We start from the raw sequence: 18203 nt of genomic DNA, 5'->3' as shown, positions 1-18203 counted from the left end.
TGGGGCTGCGGCATGGGCTCCGTGCACCTCTCGTGTCGGCAGGAGGTCGGCCGCGCCGGGAGGAGGGCCGACACCGGAAAGCCCGCCGCGAGGGCGGGCCTTCCGGCATCCGGTTAAACGATCATGCGGTGGACCGGGTTACGCCCGGCCCGGGGCGGGCCCTCCGGGGACGGCCCGCCCGAGCTGCTGCGCCTCAGCGGCGCCCGTGCGCGATCTCGACGTTCTCCAGCACACCCACCGCGTCCGGAACCAGGATCGCGGCGGAGTAGTAGGCACTCACAAGGTAGGAGATGATCGCCTTCTCGTCGATGCCCATGAACCGGACGGACAGGCTCGGCTGGTACTCGTCCGGGATTCCGGTCTGGTGCAGGCCGATGACGCCCTGGTTGTCCTCGCCGGTACGGATGACCAGGATCGAGCTGGTGTTCTCCTTGCTGATCGGGATCTTGTTGCACGGCAGGATCGGAACGCCGCGCCACGCCGGCACCTGCTGCCCGCCGAGGTCGACGTGGTGCGGGTAGAGCCCGCGCGCGTTCAGCTCGCGGCCGATCGCGGCGATGGCCCGCGGGTGGGCGAGCAGGTAGTCGGGGTCGCGGCGGCGGTTGAGCAGCTCGTCCAGGTCGTCCGGGGTGGGCGGGCCGGAGTGGGTCTGGATCCGCTGGTCGAAGTCGGCGTTGTTGAGCAGGCCGAACTCCGGGTTGTTGACCAGCTCGTGCTCCTGGCGCTCGCGCAGCGCCTCGATGGTCAGCCGGAGCTGGTGCTCGATCTGGTTCATCGGCTGGTTGTAGAGGTCGGCGACCCGGGTGTGCACCTTGAGGATCGTCTGGGCGACGCTCAGCTCGTACTCGCGCGGCTTGAGCTCGTAGTCCACGAAGGCGCCGGGGAGCTGGTACTCGCCGTGGTGGCCCGCGGACATGGCGATCTCGGCCTCGCCGCGCTCGTTCTGGGCCTGGAGCGGCAGGGCGCGGAACGCCTCGATGTGCTCCTGGAGGGCGGCCGAGTCGTCACGGATCCGCTCGAAGTCCCGGCGGGCCAGCGACAGCACGGTGCCGGCGGTCACCGTCTTGGCGGTGAACTCCCAGACGGCGGCCGGGTCCAGTACCGCGTGCTCCCCGAAGCGGTCACCGTCACCGAGGACGCTGACCACCGTCTCGTCACCGTACTTGCCGGTGCCGATCTGGTTGATCTTGCCGTGCGCGATCAGGAAGATGCGGTCCGCGGGCTCGCCGCGCTCGGCCAGCACCTCGCCAGGGCCGAAGTCGCGCTGCTCGCAGCGGTCGGCCAGCGCGGTCAGCACCGCCTCGTCCTCGAAGCCGCGCAGCAGGGCGAGTTCGCCGAGCTCCAGCGGGATGACCCGGACCTCCGAGCCGGTCTTGATGAACTCCACCCGGCCGTCGCCGACGGTGTAGGTCAGCCGGCGGTTGACCCGGTAGGCGCCACCGGCGGCCTGCACCCAGGGAAGCACCTTGAGCAGCCAGCGGGAGGTGATCTCCTGCATCTGCGGTGCGGACTTGGTGGTCGTCGCAAGGTTGCGGGCAGCGGCCGTCGTCAGGCTGGACTGCTGGGCCACCTGCGGTGTCTCCGGGGTGGTCGTCTCCACGGACATCGGCAGGGCTCTCCTTAGTGTGATCGGGTCACGCCGACCCGCCGGACGACCGGCGACAGCCGGGGAATCTGTTTCGACGGATCATCAGATACGCGTATCGGTTGGAGTGTTGGCGGCCTTCGCGATGCGGTGCGCCCCGCTCGGGCGATCCATCGGAACCCTAGATCACCAAGGCCCGTGCAACCCCGCAGCGCAACCAAGCGCCCCCCGATAGGGTGAATCTCTCCGATCGGAAGGTTTGAATCCGAGGACCGTGCCCGACCGGGGCTGCACGTTTCTGCGCATGCGAATCACCCAGACGTAGGAACGATTCACCCCACCCGAACAGAGGAGCGCGAAGGCCCGCACCCCAGCCGGTGGGGCGCAGGCTCGTCGAACGCTTGTGCGACATTCGAACATAGTGCGATGGCAGGTCCGCCACGGGCCCGGATCAGACCAGCGCGGGCTCCTCGGCGAACCACGGCCTGCGCTCGAACGAGGCCGGCCTCAACTGATCGAACCAGGTGGCCCGTTCGTCGTAGCGGGCGAAGAACGGCAGGCCCACCCGGTCCGCCTCGCGGGCCTGGAGGAACCGGCAGACGAAGACCCGCTCGCCACCGATCTCGGCCACCCCGTCCACGCAGACCTTCCCCGGGCCGGCCGACATCACCGGCCCGCGCGCCGTCCGCTCCAGCCCCGACACCTGCCGAACGGCGTCCCGGTAGATCCCCACCGCCCGCGCCAGCGGCACCTCGAAGTAGGAACTGGCCCCGGTGTCGCGTTCGACGAACAGGTAGTACGGCACGATGCCCAGGCCCACCATGTCCCGCCAGAGCCCCGCCCACACCGCGGGATCGTCGTTGACGTGCCGGATCAGCGGCGCCTGCGCCCGGATCACCGCGCCCGTCGAGCGGATCCGCGCGACGGCCGCCCGCACCGCCTCCCCGGCCAGCTCGCGGGGATGGCTGACGTGCGCCATCACCGCCACCTGCCGGCCGGCGGCGACCGCGCGTTCGAACAGCCGCAGCAGGTCGTCGGCGTCCGGGTCGGTGGTGAACCGGTGCGGCCACCAGGCCAGCGCCTTGGTGCCCAGCCGGATCGTGCGCAGGTGCTCGGTGCCGGGGCCGAGCAGCGGCTCGACGTAGCCGGCCAGCCGGGCGGTGGACATGATCAGCGGGTCGCCGCCGGTGATCAGCACGTCCGAGACCTCGCGGTGGGCGCTGAGGTACTCCAGCGCGGTCGCCGGGCCCGGCAGGCTCTGCCGCAGGTCCGGCTCGCCGACGAACTGCGCCCAGCGGAAGCAGTAGCCGCAGTAGGCGTGGCAGCTCTGTCCCTGTGCCGGGAAGAGCAGCACCGTCTCCCGGTACTTGTGCTGGAGCCCCGGCACCGGGCGGCCGTTCAGCTGCGGGATGTTCTCCTCCAGCTGCCCGCCCGGGTGCGGGTTGAGCGCCCGCCGGGCGGCGGTGACCGCCTCCGCCAGCCGCTCCCGGGAGGCGCCCCCGGTGAGCAGTGCGGAGATCCGTTCGAAGATCTCCGGCGGGAGCATGTCCCGGTGCGGGAAGGTCAGCCGGTACATCGGGTCGTCGGGGACGCGGCCCCAGTCGATCAGCTCGTCCAGCACGTGGTTGTTCACCTTGAACGGCAGGACGGACGCGACCACCGCGATCTCGTGCCGCAGCCGCTCGTCCGCTTCCGCGAGCTGCGGCAGCCCCGCCAGCCGGTGGCCGGGGACCGCGCGGAGCTTCGGCCGACGGCCGCCCGCGGGGTCGTCGTTCACACCCTGGTCTTGTACGGTTCGCACCCGTGTCACCCTTCTCCCGGCCGCTCCCCGCGGCCCTGCGGGCAGCCTAACCTTCGCGCCGTGAGCCCTCGTCAGGGGGACCGGGCGGTTGGGTGGTTGAGACCACCTCGGGGCTCGGCGACGGCCCTCGCGGCCGGTTCGGGGCGCGCCTGGCGGCGATCCACCACAGGCCGCTCACGATGACGGACAGCGCGATCAGCACCAGCGCCATGACCGGCCATCGGCTGTCGGCGAGCCGGATGTCGGCGACCAGCAGCACCCCCACCGCCGCGAGCGGGAGGAGCAGCGCCAGCAGGACCCGGCCGGCGGCGGCCACCATCCCGGGCGCGGCCCGGTCCCGGGAGGTGCCGGGCCGGTCGGCGGGCGCCCCGCCGAAGTGGAAGGCGACCGCGCGGTCGGCCAGCCGGTCGGTGGCCCGGTTGTAGGAGAACGCCATGTAGGGGAGCCAGATCAGCGGGGCGACGGTACCCACCAGGAGCACCAGGACGAGCAGTCCCCAGTCCACCGCCGTACGCCAGCGGGACGGCGGCGGGACGACGTCCTCACTGGTCAGCCCGAGCAGGCGGGCCATCCGCCACAGCAACGCGCCGAACCCCCGGAACCGGCCGGTCCGGCCGGGCCTGGGCGGCGGGCCGGCCGCGAGGGCCCGCTCGGCGGAGGCGAGGTCCGGGTGGGCCCCCTGGAGCACGAGCAGCTCGGGGGCCCGGGCCCGGGCCGTGGGGTCCTTGCCCGCGAGGGCGGCGAGTTCCAGCATCAGCTGCCCCTGGGCCAGCAGCGCGGTGCAGAAGGCGAACGGGGCCATCCAGAGGAAGGGGCCGGCGACGAAGGCGCCCTCGCTCTGGCTGACCCGCCGGGCGTGGTCGACGGCCCGCCGGGCCAGCTCCGGTTCGGAGGCGTCCGGGTGGGACGCCCGCAGCGCCGCGATCCGGCGGGCGGCGCGCGGCCCGCGGTGGCGCACGGCGAAGACGGCCAGCAGCTCGGGCATCCGGGCGGGGTGGGCGCGCATCGAGCGCATCAGCTCGGCGACGGGGGCGCCCCCGGCGCCCCCGGCCCGCTCGGAGTTCCCGGGCCGCCCGGGTCGCTCCGGGTGCCCGGGGTCCGGGTCTGTCGTTGGGGCCACGTCCGTCCCACCGCTCCGCCGCACGCTCCGGCCGCGCCCGGGCCGGCGGCGCGCCCGGGCCTCCTCCCAGCGTAGGACCCGAGGGGCGGCCCCCGCCCGTCAGGCGATCTCGAAGCCCTGCCGGACCCGGTCGAAGCGGCCGGCCGCGAGGTCGTCGTGGGTGATCCAGAAGGAGACGTTGACGCACTCGCCCCAGTCGGCGTCCAGGACGCCGCTGTCGATCTGGAGCAGCGGGCGGTGGCCCTCGGGGCGGCCGGTGTCGGTGTCGCACCAGCCGAGCACCCGGACCGCCGGGCGGGGCAGCTGTTCGGCGAGGTCCTGGGCGAGGTCGAGGGCGACCAGGAAGTCGTCGGGGAACAGCCGCTCCAGTTCACGGTCCTGGTAGGACGGCGCGGACAGCGCCCGGGCGGCCCCGACCGGCACGGCCGGGACGGCGGGCGCGCCCCGCTCGGCGGCCGGTGCGGGCCGCGGCGGTGCCCCGGCGGGCACGTGCAGGACGCGGCAACCGCGGCCGGTGAAGTCGGCGAGCCACTCGTCGTGGAAGAAGAGCAGCAGTCCCTCGGCGGGCAGCGGCCAGCCGCCGGTGTCCGGTCCGGCGGCCCCGAAGGCCGCGGCCAGCGCCGCGCAGTCGAGCTCGGCGAGCAGCTGCATCGGGCGGTCGGCGTACTCCGGCCAGGCGGTGCCCTCCGGCAGGGCGGGCAGCCCGCCGAGCCGCCCGGCGGCGACCCCGCCGTCCGTACCGTCCGCGTCCTGCACCGGGTCGAGGACGAGGGAGGAGCGGAACAGCCCGTGGACCAGCGGTGCCAGCCGCTCGCCGGCCCGGGCGCGGATCAGCTCCGCGACCTCTCCGGGTATCGGCGGCGCGCCCTCTCCGGGCGCGGTCACGGGGCTGTCGGTGGTCACGGGTTCGGCCATGCGCCAAGCCTGCCACGGGGGTCCGACAACGCCGGTCGCGCCCGGGACGCCGAAGGCCCCGTCAGGTGCCGCTACGGGGGCGACCGGCACCTGACGGGGAGTCACGGAAGGGAGCGGGCTGCGGACGATCAGGCGCCGACGGTCAGGCGCAGACGACCTCGTTGCCGGGGACCTGGAAGATGCCGGAGTCGTTGGCGGTGCCGTTCGCGTACTCGTAGTAGAGGTAGGTGTAGAAGTCGATCCGCGCGCCGTTGCCGCAGACCGAGTCGGTGCCGATGGTGTAGGTCAGGGTGACCGTGGTGGTGGCGCCGGCCGCGACCGGGACGGAGTGGTGGACCAGGCCGTTGGTGGCGCCGGTGTCACAGCTGGTGACGTTGCCGCCACAGGAGGAGAAGGCGTACTTCAGGCCGGTGTTCAGGGTGGTGTTGTAGGTCGGCTGGATGGACTCGTAGACGAACTGGGCGGCGGTGTCGTGCGAGTTCGTCAGGGTCAGCGTCAGGGTGACGGCGGAGCCCGGGGTGGCGGTCGTCTTGTCGACGGAGACGGACAGCAGCGGGGTGCCGGCCTGGGCGGGGGTCGCCGACAGCAGAAGGGCGACGAGGAAGGCGAGGACAGCGGGGAGGCCGAGACGGCTCAGGAATGAAGTGCGCATGACCAAAGAGCCTAGGCGGCCGCCCGGGCACCGGCGGCGTGCTCCGCAACGGTCCGTACCGGCATATGACCGGGGAGCGGACGCGGGGGCCATTACCCTCCGGTTCCCCGCGCGGCCGGGCCGCCGGAGCCCTACCCTCCGCGCCCGCCCGCGCGTGGCGCCGGCCGCCCCGGACGGCCGCTCCGGACGGCCGCTCCCGTCGGTCGACCGGCGCCTCCCGGCGCGCCCGTCAGAGCGGTGGCGGCAGGATCGCGCAGAGCGCCTCCAGCGCCGCCGGGTAGGCGTGGTCGGGCGGGGTCGCGTAGCCGACCACCAGACCGTCCACCGCGGGCATCGCCTCCGGTGCGAGCAGCGGGTGCCGGAAGTCGGCCAGAGCGTCCAGGGCCAGCCCCCGGTAGACGGCCGCCTTGAGCACCGAGCGCTCGGTGCCGGGCGCGAGCCGGAGCACCGCGTGCAGTCCGGCGGCGATCCCGGTGACCTCGATGTGCGGGGCCCGCTCGGCCAGCGCTTCGACCAGCCGGTCGCGGCGGTCGCGGTAGCGCCGGCGCATCCGCCGCACGTGCCGGTCGTAGCCGCCCGAGTCGATGAACTCCGCCAGGGTCAGCTGGTCCAGCGCGCTCGCCCAGCCCTCGCGCTCCCCCTTGGCGGCGAGCACCCGGTCCACCAGGTGGTCGGGCAGCACCATCCAGCCCAGCCGCAGGGCGGGGCTCAGGCTCTTGCTCGCCGTCCCCAGGTAGACCACCCGCTCCGGGTCCAGGCCCTGCAGCGCGCCGACCGGCTGCCGGTCGTAGCGGAACTCGCCGTCGTAGTCGTCCTCCAGGACGAGGCCGCCACGCCCGCGCGCCCAGTCGACCACGGCCGCCCGGCGGCCCGCGTGCAGCGGTCCCCCGGTCGGGAACTGGTGGGCGGGGGTGAGCAGCGCCGTACGGGCCTCGGGGTGGTGGACCAGGGTGCCGACCCGGGCGCCGTGCTCGTCGAGCGGGAGCGGGACGGTGGTGACCCCGGCGGCGTCCAGCAGGCCGCGGTGGAAGGCGAGCCCGTAGCCCTCGACGGCGAGCGGGCCGGTGCTCCGGGCGGGGAGCACCGCGCGCGGGCCGTCGAAGAGCAGTCGCAGCGCGTGGGCGAAACCGGAGCAGACCACGATCCGGTCCGGGTCGGTCCGCACCCCGCGGGCCCGGGCGAGGTAGTCGGCGAGGACCTCGCGCAGTTCGCGCCGGCCCTGCGGGTCGCCGGGCCCGAAGGCCTCGTTGGGCGCGGCGGTCAGCGCGCGGCGCCCGGCGGCGAGCCAGGCGCCGCGCGGGAAGGCGGCGGCGTCGGGCCGGCCCTGCCGCAGGTCGTGGGCGGGGCGCGGGGGCCGGGAGGCGCGGCGGGCGCGGTTGGCGGCGACGGGTTCGGCGCGTTCGGCGACGGCGGTGCCCGAGCCCTGACGGGCGGTGAGCCAGCCCTCGGCGACCAGTTCGGCGTAGGCGTCGGCGGCGGTGTTGCGGGCGATGCCGAGGTCGGCGGCGAGCGTGCGGTAGGGCGGCAGCCGGGTGCCGGGGGCGAGCCGGCCGCTGCGGATCGCCTCGCGCAGGGCGGCCATCAGGGCGGATCGGCGGCTGCCGGTGGCGGGCAGGTCGAGGTGCAGGTCGGTGCCGGACGGGCCCGCGTCGGAGCGGGTGGCGGCGGTGGCGGCGGTGGTGGTGGCGGTGGTGGCGTTCGCGTCGTCCGTCCGGCGGCCGGGGCGGTGGGCCGGCCGTGCGGCGGGGCGCGCCGGCTCGCCCGCTCCGGAGGGGTGGCGACGCGGTGTCCGGGGCGGATCGACCGAGGTGTCCGTCATGGTCACGCACCCTATCGCCGGGCCGGTGCGGGCCCCGGGGCCGGGTTCGCCGCCCCGGGGTCCGCGGTCCGCCGGGCACGGCCGGTCCCCCGCCCGTCGCCCGGCCGGCCGCCCGGTCAGTCGATCCGGACCGAGTTGACGATGTACGCACGCACGTCGTTGCGGGTGCGCTCGGCGAGCGCCGAGTCGGTGGAGTAGGCGCTGACGGTCAGCCAGACGTTTCCGGACTGCGGGACGCAGACGACGGTGGCGATGACGTCCGCGGTGCCGCCGATCACCTGGTAGTCGCCGTCGCCGGCGAGGTCCCAGACCTGGAAGCCCTGGCGCAGCAGCGCGGTCTGGGCCAGGCCGAGGCAGTCGGCGAGGGTGTCGTTCTTGGTGAAGGTGCCCCAGTGTGCGTACATGCGGGTCTCCCGTTCGTGCCGTGGTGGCGGCGGGGCGGCCGGGGCCCGTTCGGTCCGGGCCGTCGCCGTGCATAGAGCGTCGGGGAGGAGCGGTCCCGGGCGCACGGGGCCGGGGTCCCGTTCCGGCCCGGGTCCGGGCCGGGACAAGGCGGAGCAGGGGACGGCGGAGCGGGCGCGCCAGACGGGTGACCCGGGCGGGTGGCGGCACTCCTGCATCGGTGTGCGTTTCCGACTGCGATCGGGTGATCGGATGGTCGGATTATGTCTTCTTCAGCGTGTCGGCTGGCTATTCCTTCGGCATGACCAACACCAGGAAGTACCTGCTCGCCGCCGGTCTCAGCACCGCGCTGGCGGTCCTGTCCGCCGGTCCCGCCTTCGCGGGCGACTGCGACGAGCCCGTGCACCACGCCCCCGCCCACCTGCAGTCCCCCACCTCCTCCCTCGGCGGCGGTGGCACCACCTGTATCAACGAGGGCGGGGCCTACGCCTACGGCGTGGTGACCAACTCCCCGGGCGTGCTGTCCGGCAACCAGATCCAGATCCCGATCAGCATCCCGATCAACGTCTGCGGCAACGGCCTCTCCATCCTCTGACCGCCGCCCGCCCCCCCTTCCGCACCACAGAGGGCTGCGCCCCCGGAACCACCCGGGGCGCAGCCCTCTCTCCTTCTCCGCTCCCCGGAGCCGATACGGGACCGCTGCTACCGGACCGCTGCTACGGGACCACGGTGACCGGCCAGCGGCCCGCCTTGACCAGCCGCACCGCGACCGAGCCGATCACCCGGTGCCCGGCCTGCTCGGAGGCGCCGACCACCACGCCGTCGGCCCGCAACTCGTCCGCCAGCCGCGCCAGCCCCGAGTACGGGTCTCCGCGCACGGTCAGGAAGCGCCAGTCCACCCGCCAGACGTCGCGCAGCCGGTGCTCGGCCTCCCGGATCGCGGTGAGCAGCTCCTCGGCGATCTCCCGGGTGGTCTCCTCGACGGCCGCGCCGGCCAGCGCGGTGGCCGCACCCAGGACGGGCTGGATGTAGGCGATCGCCAGGGTGGCGTTCTGCCTCCTGGCCAGGCCGGCCGCGTAGGCGGTGGCCCGCCAGGAGGAGTCCGAGCCGTCCAGGCCCGCCAGGATCATCTTGGGGCCGTCGGTGCCCAGCTCGAACCCGGCCGGGGCGACGGCCGCGTCCGGCTCCCCCGCGTCGAAGACCGGCTCGTCCCGCTCCGCATCGCTCTCGTTGCTCATGGCCCGAGGCTATTGCGGACACGGCGGGTGACGACGGGGGGCACGACGGGTGAGGGCTGTGGTGCGGGCCACCAGGACGGTCGGCGCGGGACCGCGGGAGGGCCCGATTTCTGCACGGCGCGACGAGGGTCCGTCACTCGCCGTCGACCGTGTGCGCGGCCTCACAGCGCCCGGAACGTGGTCCAGGCCACTTTCATCAAAGGTTTGATCTTGAAAATCGGAACATTTACCTTCAAATCCACCCATTTTCTTGATCCTTACTAGCGGTAACCCCGCTCTGACGTGGCTAAACCTGCGATTCCTTGAAACGCCCCCACAGCCCCCGTAACTTCGAATGCGTTGCACCGAGCAAGCCGCTCACCAGGGCCTCACCGCCCCGGAGCAGCACGGTGCCGAACCACGCGAGTGCGTGTCCCCGAAACCGACGGCCTTCCGAGGGCCTGGTTCCGCGCGCTCGCAAACCCTCTCCGAAAGGAAACCCATGACCTTCCGTAACGAGACCACCGCTGCCACCACCACCACCGCCACCAAGCGTCGCAACCGCGTCCGGATGGCTCTGATGGCCGGGGCGCTCACCGCCCTCCCGGTGGCCGGCCTCGTCGCGGCCAACAGCGCCTCCGCCGCCCCGGTCTCCGTGTGGGACAAGGTCGCCGCGTGCGAGGCCACCGGTAACTGGGCCATCAACACCGGCAACGGCTTCTACGGCGGTCTGCAGTTCACCTCCAGCACCTGGGCCGCCTTCGGTGGCACCGCCTACGCCCCGCAGGCCCACCAGGCCACCAAGGCGCAGCAGATCGCCGTCGGCGAGAAGGTCCTCGCCGCGCAGGGCCCCGGCGCCTGGCCGGTGTGCTCCGTCAAGGCCGGTCTGACCAAGTAAGACCCCGCCGCCTCCCCTCCCCGGGGAGCGCCACGACAACGCCGCTGTACTCGGCCGGGCCCGCGAAGGGCCGGCCGGAGTCCAGCGGCGTCGTGCGTTGTACGGGGCCCCCTCCGCCGCCCGCGTGCGTCAGCCGACGGCTCCCGGGCGGGCGGGGAGCGGCAGCGGGATCGCGGGCAGGCCGTCGAGGCTGACGGCCACGTGCGGCTTGCGCTCGCAGTAGCCGTTGAACTCCTCGTCCGTCTGCCGCCCGAAGTACTGCGCGTGCAGTTCCCGCTCCTCCCGGTAGTCCATCAACGGGACGGCGTAGCCGCAGGAGTCGCCGACCCGCTCGGCCACCACCAGCACGATCGCGCGCAGCGAGGGCCCGTCCGCCGCCGGGTCGAAGCGCGCGAGCAGCCCGGCGAAGCGCGGGTCGTCGCGGAAGACGGCCTCGCCCTGGCCGTGCACCCGGAGGATCTTCGGCGGACCGTCGAAGGCGCACCACATCAGGGTTATTCGCCCGTTCTCCCGCACGTGGGCCACGGTCTCCGCCCCCGATCCGCCGAAGTCCAGGTAGGCGAGGGTGAGTTCGTCGAGCACGGCGAGCGTCCCGGAACGGCCCTTGGGTGACAGGTTGACGTGCCCGTCGGCGGCGAGCGGTGCGGTCGCCACGAAGAAGACGGGCTGTGCCTCGATGAACGCGCGCAAGCGGTCGTCGATCTTCTCGTAGGCCTTTCCCATAGGGGGATTCTGCCTTCGGACGGGCCGGCCGAAGATCGGTTTCCAGCATCCGGACGGCCCGCGCTCCCCGACGTCCGGCGCCGGGCGGCCCGCCGCGGTCGGCCAGTATCCTTGACGGACCCGCGGACCGCCCGGTCCCCGGGGCGCGACAGCGGGTGTGAGGGAGTGGGGCCTTGGCCGACAACGGGCTGCTGGCCCATCAGCGCCAGGCGATGATCGCCGAGATGGTGCGCCGCAGCGGGGCCGTGCGCGTCGCCGAGCTGGTCGAACAGCTGGGCGTCTCCGACATGACCGTGCGCCGCGACCTCGACGCCCTGGACCGCTCGGGCGTGGTGAAGAAGGTGCACGGCGGAGCCGTCGCCGCCTCGGGAACGGCCATCGACGAGCCCGGGTTCGAGGCGAAGTCGGCGCTGGAGTCGGCCGCGAAGGCCGCCGTGGCGGAGGCCGCGGCGACCCTGGTGGAGCCTGGCAGCGTGATCGCCGTCGCGGCGGGCACCACGGCGTACGCGGTCGCCGCCCGACTGCTGCACGTACCGCGCCTCACCGTGGTCACCAACTCGCTGCCGGTCGCCGAACTGATCCGCTCGGCGGGCGACGAGCCGGCGGCGGGCGCGCCGTCGCTGCTGCTGACCGGCGGCTCGCCCACCCCCTCGGCGGCGCTGGTCGGCCCGTTGGCCGACCAGGCGGTCCGCTCGCTCCACGTCGACCTGCTGGTCCTCGGTGCGCACGGGGTCTGCGAGAAGTCCGGTCTGACCACGCCCAACCTCGCCGAGGCGCAGACCAACCGGGCGCTGATCGCCTCCGCGCGCCGGGTCGCCGTGGTGGCCGACCACACCAAGTGGGGCGTGGTCGCGCTCAGCGGCTTCGCCGCCCTCGACGAGATCGACGTGTTCGTCACCGACTCGGGCCTGCACGCCGAGGCCCGCGCCGCCCTGGCGGAGACCGTCGGCGAACTGGTCGTGGCACCGGTCCCGTCGGACTGACCCCGGACGGGCACGACCCTTTCCCGGCACGGGATTTCGCGGCGAATACCACTGCCGGCGGCCCGGCGTTCTGCCACACTGGCGGCGGTCCGGCCCGGTGACGGCCGGTGGGGCGTTGGCGTGGGGGTGCCATGACATCCGAGCGATCCGAATCACCCGGCAGGCCGGAGCGCATCGAGCTCTCGGCCTCGGACCCGTCCCAGCTCACCTCGCTGGAGCGGTGGTTGAGCGACGGCCGGGCCGGCTTCGAGGTGGCGCGGACGGCCGGCACACCCGGCCCGGGCGAGCAGGGCGCGCTGGACGTGCTGGCGGTCCTCGGCGGCACCTCGGGGATCGTGGCCGCGCTGCGGATCCTGCCCGACTTCATCCGCTCGCGCCGCAAGCACTTCCACATCGAGATCGTCCACGAGGGGCGCACGATCGTCCTGGACGCGGAGAACGTCGACGAGGTGCTGCCCGTCCTGGAGCGCCTGCTCGGTGAGTGACCGCCCGGTCCGCGACTTCTCGCGCTCGACCGCCGTCCTCGTCGGCACCGCACGGTACCGGCACCTGAGACCGGTGGAGGCCGCCGAGCACAGCCTCGACCGGATGCGCCGGCTGCTCACCGGCGAGCTGTGCGGCTGGCCGGAGGACCGGGTCACCGTGCTGGCGGACGTCCCCGGCGAGGTCAACCTGCCGGATCTGCTGGTCGAGTTGTTCAGCGGGGCCGGTGACACCGCGCTGTTCTACTTCGTCGGCCACGGCCAGGCCGACGAGGCGGACGAGCTCTGCCTGGCCCTGCCCGGGACGCGGGAGGACGCGGACCGGCGCGCCACCACCAGCCTGCCGTACAAGGCGGTGCGGCACGCCCTCCGGGCCAGTCGCGCCACCACCACGATCGTCCTGCTGGACTGCTGCCACGCCGGGCTCGCCGTCTCCCCCGACGGGCGGCTGGCGGCCGGCGGCGACCTCATCGGGCTGGCCCGCACCCCCGGCGGCGCGCTGATCGGCGCCGCCGGGCCCTACCGGAGCGCGCGGTTCGAGGAGCGCTCCGCGGACGGGCGTCCGCACACCGTGTTCACCCGCTGCCTGGCCGAGATCGTCGAGGAGGGGGTCCCGGGCGGGCCGGAGGTGCTGACGGTCGGTCTGCTCTTCCGGCTGCTGCGGGACCGGTTGGAGCGCGAGGGCAAGCCGGTGCCGACCGGCGTCCTGAGCGGAGCCGCCGGGGAGTTCGTCTTCGCCCGCAACGCCGCCGCGCGGGTCGCTCCGGTCACTCCGGTTGAGCAGGCCGCACCGGTCGTGCCGGTCGCCGCACCCGTACGGAAGCGGGCGCGAAGGTTCGCGCCCGCGGTGGCGCTGACCATCGCCGCCGCCCTCACCGGCTACCTGCTCGCCCCTGAGGTCCTGGGCGGCGGCGGAACCGCGGTCGCCGGCACCCTGACCGGCTCGCGCGCCTCGCTGAGCTCCGCCGAGGTGGACCTCTCCGCCGAGGGCGCCCTGGACTGGGTGCAGTGGGGCTACCAGCCCTCCGACGCGACCGCCCCCGAACGCTTCCCGCAGAACCCCGCGGCCCGGTGCACCTACAACCCGTACTGCGTCGTCCGCCGCGCCGGCACCCTCCTGATCGGGAACTTCGCCACGCTCGGCACCGACCCGGCCGTCCGGATCCACGACGGCGAGCAACCCGTCTCCTTCGCCTGGCACGGCGGAACCCCGTACGCCTCCGCCCGCGACGCCCGGTCCGTCGTCTACCAGGGCGGGCCGGGCGCGGGCTTCCTGATCCTCGTGCCCGGCGGCACGTCCGTCCGGACCCTGCGCCTCTACGCCGGCCACCACCAGGCCGCCCTGCACTGCGCCGCCTCGTTCCGCGACGGCGGCGGCCCCGTCTACACCGACGACGCCGACATCGAACCGAACCGGCTCAACGCGAACTACTACCTCGTCTACACCATCACCTTCCGCCCCACCGACCCGTCCCGGCCGCTGGAGGTCCGGCTCACCATGACCCGCGAGTACGGCGGCGGCAACGTCGCCCTCCTCGCCGCGACCCTCTCCTGACACGTCCGCTCCGCCGCCGGCGTCCGGGTGCGTGCATCGGCGGCACGGAGGTGGGGCCCCTCCCGGCCGAAGGCTGGGGCCGGAGCCCACGCGGTGAGGGCACCTCCCGGCCGCCACGCTGAAGGCCACCGGCAACCCACATCAACACGGCACCGGGCCCCACCCCGCCAAAGGCCAAGGGCATCCATGCCCCGGGCCCCCTCCCGACCGCCAGGCTGGGGGCGCGTCGCGCGGCAGGCGGGGGTTTGACGGCGGGCCCTACTGCCGGCGGATCTCCGGCTCACGTCACTAGCCCGGCAGGCCGACCGCGCGGTCGCCGGAGCGGGACTGCTGGACGACCACCGCCGCCACCAGCAGCGAGCCCTGGGCGACGTTCTGCCAGAAGGCGTTGACGCCTTGGACGGTGAGGCCGTTCTCCAGTGCGCCGAGCAGGGCGACGGCCAGCAGGGTGCCGACCACGCCGCCCCGGCCGCCCTTGAGGGCGCAGCCGCCGAGGGCGGCGGCGGTGATCGCCTTGAGTTCCAGGCCCTCGCTGCCCGAGACCGGCTGGCCGGATCCGGTGCGGGCGGTGAGCAGGATGCCCGCGAGCGCGGCGACCGCGCCGATCAGGGCGTAGACGGCGACCAGGTACTTGTTGATCGCGATGCCGGCCAGCCGGGCGGCGGTGTCGTTGCCGCCGATCGCGTAGAGGTTGCGGCCGAGGTCGGTACAGGTGAGCAGCACGTGCACGGCGAGCGCGACCAGGATCAGGATCCAGACCATGACGGGCAGTCCGGCGATCCGGCCGCGGCCGAGGAAGACGAACACCGGGTCGCCGAGGACGTAGCCCTGCGCCCGCCCGTCGGAGAGGAGTTGGGCGACGCCCTTGTAGGCGGCGAGGCCGGCCAGGGTGGCGATGGTCGCGTTGACCCGGCCGTGGACGATGACGAGGCCGTTGACGATGCCGACCAGCACGCCGACCCCCACCGCGGCGGCCGTTCCGGCGAGGGCGTTCGACCCCGCCGAGGTGAAGGCCATGGCGCTGACCACCGAGGCCAGCCCGGCCTGTGAGCCGACCGAGATGTCCAGGCCGCCGCAGATGATCACCACGGTCTGGACGACGGCGAGCAGACCGGTGATGGTCGCGGCCTCGGCGATCACCTGGAGGTTGGTCCAGCCGAGGTAGTTGTCGTCGAGCAGGCCGAAGACGGTGAGGACCAGGGCGAGGGCGCCGAGCAGGCTGAGGTTCTGGCCGCCGATGCCGGCGAGCAGGGCGAGCGGACGGCCGCCCTTCCCCGGTGGGCCGGCCCGGCCGGGCCGGCCGACGGCGGGCGGGGTGGTGACGGGCGGGGTGGTGGCGCCGGTCATGAGGGTGCTCCCGGGGAGGTGGGGCGGGCGGTGGCACCGGCCGCGGTGATGTCGTCGGCCATGGCGAGCTGGAGGACGGCCTCCTCGGTGGCGTCCGCGCGGTCGAGTTCGCCGGTGACCCGCCCGTTCTGCAGGACCACGATCCGGTCGGCCAGGCCCAGGAGTTCGGGCAGTTCGGAGGAGACCACCAGCAGGGCGACGCCCTCCTCGGCCAGGTCGGCGATGATGCGGTGGATCTCGGCCTTGGCGCCGACGTCGATGCCTCGGGTCGGTTCGTCGAGGATCAGCAGCTTGGGCCGGCGGGCCAGCCAGCGGGCGAGCACGATCTTCTGCTGGTTGCCGCCGGAGAGCTTGCGGACCTCGTGCTCGATCGACGGGGCGCGCACCCGCAGCCGGTCCGTGTGCGCACGGGCCAGTGCGCGTTCTGCGGCGCGCCTGACGAAGCGTCCGCGGCGCAGTCGGTCCAGGACGGCGATGGAGGTGTTGTCGCGGATCGACCGGTGCAGGAAGAGGGCCTGGGCCTTGCGCTCCTCGGGGGCGAGGCCGACACCCGCGCGGATCACCCGGCCGGGACTGCCGACGGGCAGTGGCCGTCCGTCCAGGGTGACGGTGCCGGAGCGGACCGGCAGGTCCCCGGCGAGCGCGAGGGCGAGTTCGGAGCGACCGGCGCCGATCAGTCCGGCCAGGCCGACGACCTCACCGGCCCGCACCGTGAGGTCGACGTCGCGCACGTGGTCGGTGGTGAGGCCGCGGGCCCGCAGCACGACGCGGTCGGTGGCGACGTTGCCGCGGACGGCCAGGGCGGAGAGGTCGCGGCCGACCATCTGCCGTACGAGGTCCTCCTCGGTGGTGTCGCGCGCGTCCTGGACGCCGGCCAGCGCGCCGTCGCGCAGGACGGCGACCCGGTCGGCGAGCCGGAGGATCTCCCGCATCCGGTGGGAGACGTAGACGACCGCGACACCCTGGGCGCGCAGCCGGCCGATGAGCGCGAAGAGGGTGTCGGCCTCGTGCTCGGAGAGCGAGGAGGTGGGTTCGTCGAAGGCGATCAGCTTGGCCTCGCCGGTCAGCGCGCGCATGATCTCGACGAGTTGGCGCTGGGCGGCGGTGAGCCGGGAGCCGGGGAGGTCGGGGTCGAGGACGCCGGTGAAGCCGAGCCGTTCCAGGTCGGCGGTGATCCGGCGGCGCAGCCCGGCGCGGTCCAGCCGGCGGCCGCGGCCGGTGGGCAAGGCGCCGGCGTAGACGTTCTCGGCGACCGAGACGTGCGGGACGATCTCGGGCTCCTGCGGGACGATCCGGATGCCGAGGGCGCGGGCCTGGGCCGGGGAGCGCAGGTCGACGGGGCGGCCGTCGAGCAGCACGCGGCCCTCGGTGGGCCGGTGGTCGCCGGTGAGGATCTTGAGCAGGGTGGACTTGCCGGCGCCGTTCTCGCCCATCAGGGCGGTGACCGCGCCCCGGGGGAAGTCGAGGGTGACGCCGCTCAGGGCCCGGACGGCGCCGAAGGTCTTGGTGACGGCCAGGACGCCGGTGCCGCCGGGCAGCGGCGGCGGGGCGGCGTGCTCCGGGGTGGCCCGGTCAGCCACAGGTGACTCCCGCGCCCTGCCAGGTGGCGGCGTCGACCATGGTGGCGCGTGCGAACAGTTCGGCCGGGAGGTCCTTTCCGTTCTTGAGCTTGTCGTACAGGGTCTGCACGGCGAGCGCGCCGACCTCCTTGCCGTTGATGAACAGTGCGGCCTTCATCCCGGTCGGCTTGCCCGAGCCCCACTCCTTGCAGGCGAGGTAGGCGCCGAGGCCGATGCCGATCACGTCGTCCGCGCCGAGGCCGGCGTTGCGCAGCGCGGTGACGCCGCCGTGCACGTTCTCGTCGTTGCAGCCCCACACCACCCAGTGCTTGACGCCCGCGTTGGCGGTGACGGTCGCGGCGACCTTGTCCTGCGCGCCGGTGGGGGTGTTGTCGGTGGCGACGTCGATGGTACGGACGCCGGGGACGGCCGCGTCGAAGGCCTCCTTGGCGGCCTTGACCCGGTCCCCGCAGACGGTGACGTCCTGCTTCCAGGCCGAGAGGACCCGGGTGTCGGCCGCCGACCAGCCGGCCCTGGTGTACTCCTCGGCGGCGCGCCGGCCGACCTCGGCGCCCATCTGGGCGCCGCTGAAGCCGATCCGGGGAACCAGGTCGGCCTTGGCGCAGGCGGCCGGGTCGGGGCCGGTGGCGCACACCTGGTCGTCGGAGGTGAGCAGGGTGATCCCGGCGTCCCGGACGGTCCGTACGACCTGCGGCCCGACGGCCGGGTCGGGGACGACGATGATCACGCCGTTCGTCTTCCGGGCGACGGCCGCCTGGACCTCGCTGACCGTCCTGTTGGCGTCGCTGCCGAGGTTGACCACCTTGAGGTCGACGCCGAGTTCGGCGGCCTTGGCCTTGGCCCCGGCGGCCTCGCCGATGAAGTACTCCTGGTCCCCCTGCTTCTGCAGATAGGTGATCGAGATCTTCCCGTTGACGGGGGCCGCCGAGGCCTTGCCGGTGGTCGTCCCCTGCCCGTCGGAGCAGGCGGCGGTCAGGCCGAGGGCGAGCACGAGGGAGCCTGCCGCGGCGCGGCGGCTGGTGCTTCTGGTCATGGAGAGTGCTGCTCCTCATCAAGCAGAACCAAACAGATTTCAACGCGATGTGAAATATCACACGGCTCACTGACGGCCCGTCAAGCCCCGT

17 protein-coding genes are annotated in these 18203 nt (G+C 74.0%); 5 read left to right on the top strand and 12 right to left on the bottom strand.

Annotation, left to right across the window (positions count from 1 at the left end):
* Positions 1–193: 193 nt before the first annotated feature.
* From ACFZBX_RS08850 to ACFZBX_RS08820, 7 genes are all read right to left on the bottom strand, one after another.
* Positions 194–1606, bottom strand: a complete 1413-nt coding sequence (locus ACFZBX_RS08850) for a family 2B encapsulin nanocompartment shell protein (RefSeq protein WP_391532330.1) — start codon at positions 1604–1606, stop codon at positions 194–196.
* Between the two features lie 430 nt (positions 1607–2036).
* On the bottom strand, positions 2037–3362 hold the full coding sequence (locus ACFZBX_RS08845) for a KamA family radical SAM protein (RefSeq protein ID WP_391532328.1): 1326 nt from the start codon (positions 3360–3362) through the stop codon (positions 2037–2039).
* Positions 3363–3432: 70 nt separating this feature from the next.
* Complete coding sequence (locus ACFZBX_RS08840) at positions 3433–4506, bottom strand: hypothetical protein (RefSeq protein ID WP_391532326.1); 1074 nt, start codon at positions 4504–4506, stop codon at positions 3433–3435.
* A 99-nt stretch (positions 4507–4605) separates the two neighbouring features.
* Entirely contained in the window at positions 4606–5421 is an 816-nt protein-coding gene (locus ACFZBX_RS08835; RefSeq protein WP_391532324.1) for a DUF1963 domain-containing protein, read from the bottom strand.
* A 142-nt stretch (positions 5422–5563) separates the two neighbouring features.
* The gene (locus ACFZBX_RS08830; RefSeq protein ID WP_391532322.1) at positions 5564–6073 is read right to left on the bottom strand and encodes a hypothetical protein; all 510 of its coding nucleotides are present in this window, start codon (positions 6071–6073) and stop codon (positions 5564–5566) included.
* Between the two features lie 229 nt (positions 6074–6302).
* Positions 6303–7892 (bottom strand): PLP-dependent aminotransferase family protein, encoded by a 1590-nt coding sequence (locus ACFZBX_RS08825; protein WP_391532320.1) that lies wholly within the window; start codon positions 7890–7892, stop codon positions 6303–6305.
* A 116-nt stretch (positions 7893–8008) separates the two neighbouring features.
* Positions 8009–8296, bottom strand: coding sequence for a hypothetical protein (locus ACFZBX_RS08820; RefSeq protein ID WP_391532318.1), 288 nt, complete (start codon positions 8294–8296; stop codon positions 8009–8011).
* Positions 8297–8595: 299 nt separating this feature from the next.
* On the opposite strand from ACFZBX_RS08820, the gene ACFZBX_RS08815 reads away from it, so the two are divergent.
* Positions 8596–8889 carry a chaplin family protein gene (locus ACFZBX_RS08815; RefSeq protein ID WP_391532316.1) on the top strand — a complete coding sequence of 98 codons (294 nt, stop codon included), beginning with the start codon at positions 8596–8598 and terminating at the stop codon, positions 8887–8889.
* Positions 8890–9010: 121 nt separating this feature from the next.
* On the opposite strand, the gene ACFZBX_RS08810 is transcribed toward ACFZBX_RS08815, so the two are convergent.
* A complete protein-coding gene (locus ACFZBX_RS08810) occupies positions 9011–9424 on the bottom strand; it encodes a universal stress protein (protein ID WP_380762433.1) in 414 nt (137 codons plus the stop codon).
* A 589-nt stretch (positions 9425–10013) separates the two neighbouring features.
* Between ACFZBX_RS08810 and ACFZBX_RS08805 the strand changes: the two genes are divergently transcribed.
* Complete coding sequence (locus ACFZBX_RS08805; protein ID WP_380762429.1) at positions 10014–10409, top strand: transglycosylase family protein; 396 nt, start codon at positions 10014–10016, stop codon at positions 10407–10409.
* 129 nt (positions 10410–10538) lie between these two features.
* Here ACFZBX_RS08805 and ACFZBX_RS08800 read toward each other — a convergent pair whose 3' ends face one another.
* On the bottom strand, positions 10539–11132 hold the full coding sequence (locus ACFZBX_RS08800; protein WP_391532314.1) for a pyridoxamine 5'-phosphate oxidase family protein: 594 nt from the start codon (positions 11130–11132) through the stop codon (positions 10539–10541).
* Positions 11133–11305: 173 nt separating this feature from the next.
* Here ACFZBX_RS08800 and ACFZBX_RS08795 point away from each other — a divergent pair, with 173 nt between their 5' ends.
* The 3 genes from ACFZBX_RS08795 to ACFZBX_RS08785 all read left to right on the top strand — a co-directional run bounded on the left by ACFZBX_RS08795 (position 11306) and on the right by ACFZBX_RS08785 (position 14152).
* Positions 11306–12115 carry a DeoR/GlpR family DNA-binding transcription regulator gene (locus ACFZBX_RS08795; RefSeq protein ID WP_391532312.1) on the top strand — a complete coding sequence of 270 codons (810 nt, stop codon included), beginning with the start codon at positions 11306–11308 and terminating at the stop codon, positions 12113–12115.
* A gap of 131 nt (positions 12116–12246) precedes the next feature.
* Positions 12247–12600, top strand: a complete 354-nt coding sequence (locus ACFZBX_RS08790) for a hypothetical protein (RefSeq protein ID WP_391532310.1) — start codon at positions 12247–12249, stop codon at positions 12598–12600.
* Positions 12593–14152, top strand: coding sequence for a caspase domain-containing protein (locus ACFZBX_RS08785; protein WP_391532308.1), 1560 nt, complete (start codon positions 12593–12595; stop codon positions 14150–14152). Before ACFZBX_RS08790 ends, ACFZBX_RS08785 begins: the two co-directional genes overlap by 8 nt.
* 288 nt (positions 14153–14440) lie before the next feature.
* On the opposite strand, the gene ACFZBX_RS08780 is transcribed toward ACFZBX_RS08785, so the two are convergent.
* From ACFZBX_RS08780 to ACFZBX_RS08770, 3 genes are read right to left on the bottom strand one after another with little or no spacing between them, the layout of a single operon-like run.
* The gene (locus ACFZBX_RS08780; RefSeq protein WP_391532306.1) at positions 14441–15499 is read right to left on the bottom strand and encodes an ABC transporter permease; all 1059 of its coding nucleotides are present in this window, start codon (positions 15497–15499) and stop codon (positions 14441–14443) included.
* Complete coding sequence (locus tag ACFZBX_RS08775; RefSeq protein ID WP_391532304.1) at positions 15496–17079, bottom strand: sugar ABC transporter ATP-binding protein; 1584 nt, start codon at positions 17077–17079, stop codon at positions 15496–15498. Before ACFZBX_RS08775 ends, ACFZBX_RS08780 begins: the two co-directional genes overlap by 4 nt.
* Entirely contained in the window at positions 17072–18112 is a 1041-nt protein-coding gene (locus ACFZBX_RS08770) for a substrate-binding domain-containing protein (protein ID WP_391532302.1), read from the bottom strand. Before ACFZBX_RS08770 ends, ACFZBX_RS08775 begins: the two co-directional genes overlap by 8 nt.
* Positions 18113–18203: the final 91 nt, after the last annotated feature.

It is taken from the genome of Kitasatospora sp. NPDC008115, assembly GCF_042957205.1.
Taxonomy (GTDB): domain Bacteria; phylum Actinomycetota; class Actinomycetes; order Streptomycetales; family Streptomycetaceae; genus Kitasatospora.
This window is presented reverse-complemented; position numbering and strand designations above follow the sequence as displayed.

What these genes read in the sequence shown, in the direction of transcription:
- ACFZBX_RS08820 (WP_391532318.1), bottom strand. Translation starts at nt 8,296, where the DNA reads ATGTACGCACACTGGGGCACCTTCACCAAGAACGACACCCTCGCCGAC.
- ACFZBX_RS08815 (WP_391532316.1), top strand. Translation starts at nt 8,596, where the DNA reads ATGACCAACACCAGGAAGTACCTGCTCGCCGCCGGTCTCAGCACCGCG.
- ACFZBX_RS08825 (WP_391532320.1), bottom strand. Translation starts at nt 7,892, where the DNA reads ATGACGGACACCTCGGTCGATCCGCCCCGGACACCGCGTCGCCACCCC.
- ACFZBX_RS08780 (WP_391532306.1), bottom strand. Translation starts at nt 15,499, where the DNA reads ATGACCGGCGCCACCACCCCGCCCGTCACCACCCCGCCCGCCGTCGGC.
- ACFZBX_RS08830 (WP_391532322.1), bottom strand. Translation starts at nt 6,073, where the DNA reads ATGCGCACTTCATTCCTGAGCCGTCTCGGCCTCCCCGCTGTCCTCGCC.
- ACFZBX_RS08805 (WP_380762429.1), top strand. Translation starts at nt 10,014, where the DNA reads ATGACCTTCCGTAACGAGACCACCGCTGCCACCACCACCACCGCCACC.
- ACFZBX_RS08850 (WP_391532330.1), bottom strand. Translation starts at nt 1,606, where the DNA reads ATGTCCGTGGAGACGACCACCCCGGAGACACCGCAGGTGGCCCAGCAG.
- ACFZBX_RS08770 (WP_391532302.1), bottom strand. Translation starts at nt 18,112, where the DNA reads ATGACCAGAAGCACCAGCCGCCGCGCCGCGGCAGGCTCCCTCGTGCTC.
- ACFZBX_RS08810 (WP_380762433.1), bottom strand. Translation starts at nt 9,424, where the DNA reads ATGATCCTGGCGGGCCTGGACGGCTCGGACTCCTCCTGGCGGGCCACC.
- ACFZBX_RS08835 (WP_391532324.1), bottom strand. Translation starts at nt 5,421, where the DNA reads ATGGCCGAACCCGTGACCACCGACAGCCCCGTGACCGCGCCCGGAGAG.
- ACFZBX_RS08790 (WP_391532310.1), top strand. Translation starts at nt 12,247, where the DNA reads ATGACATCCGAGCGATCCGAATCACCCGGCAGGCCGGAGCGCATCGAG.
- ACFZBX_RS08800 (WP_391532314.1), bottom strand. Translation starts at nt 11,132, where the DNA reads ATGGGAAAGGCCTACGAGAAGATCGACGACCGCTTGCGCGCGTTCATC.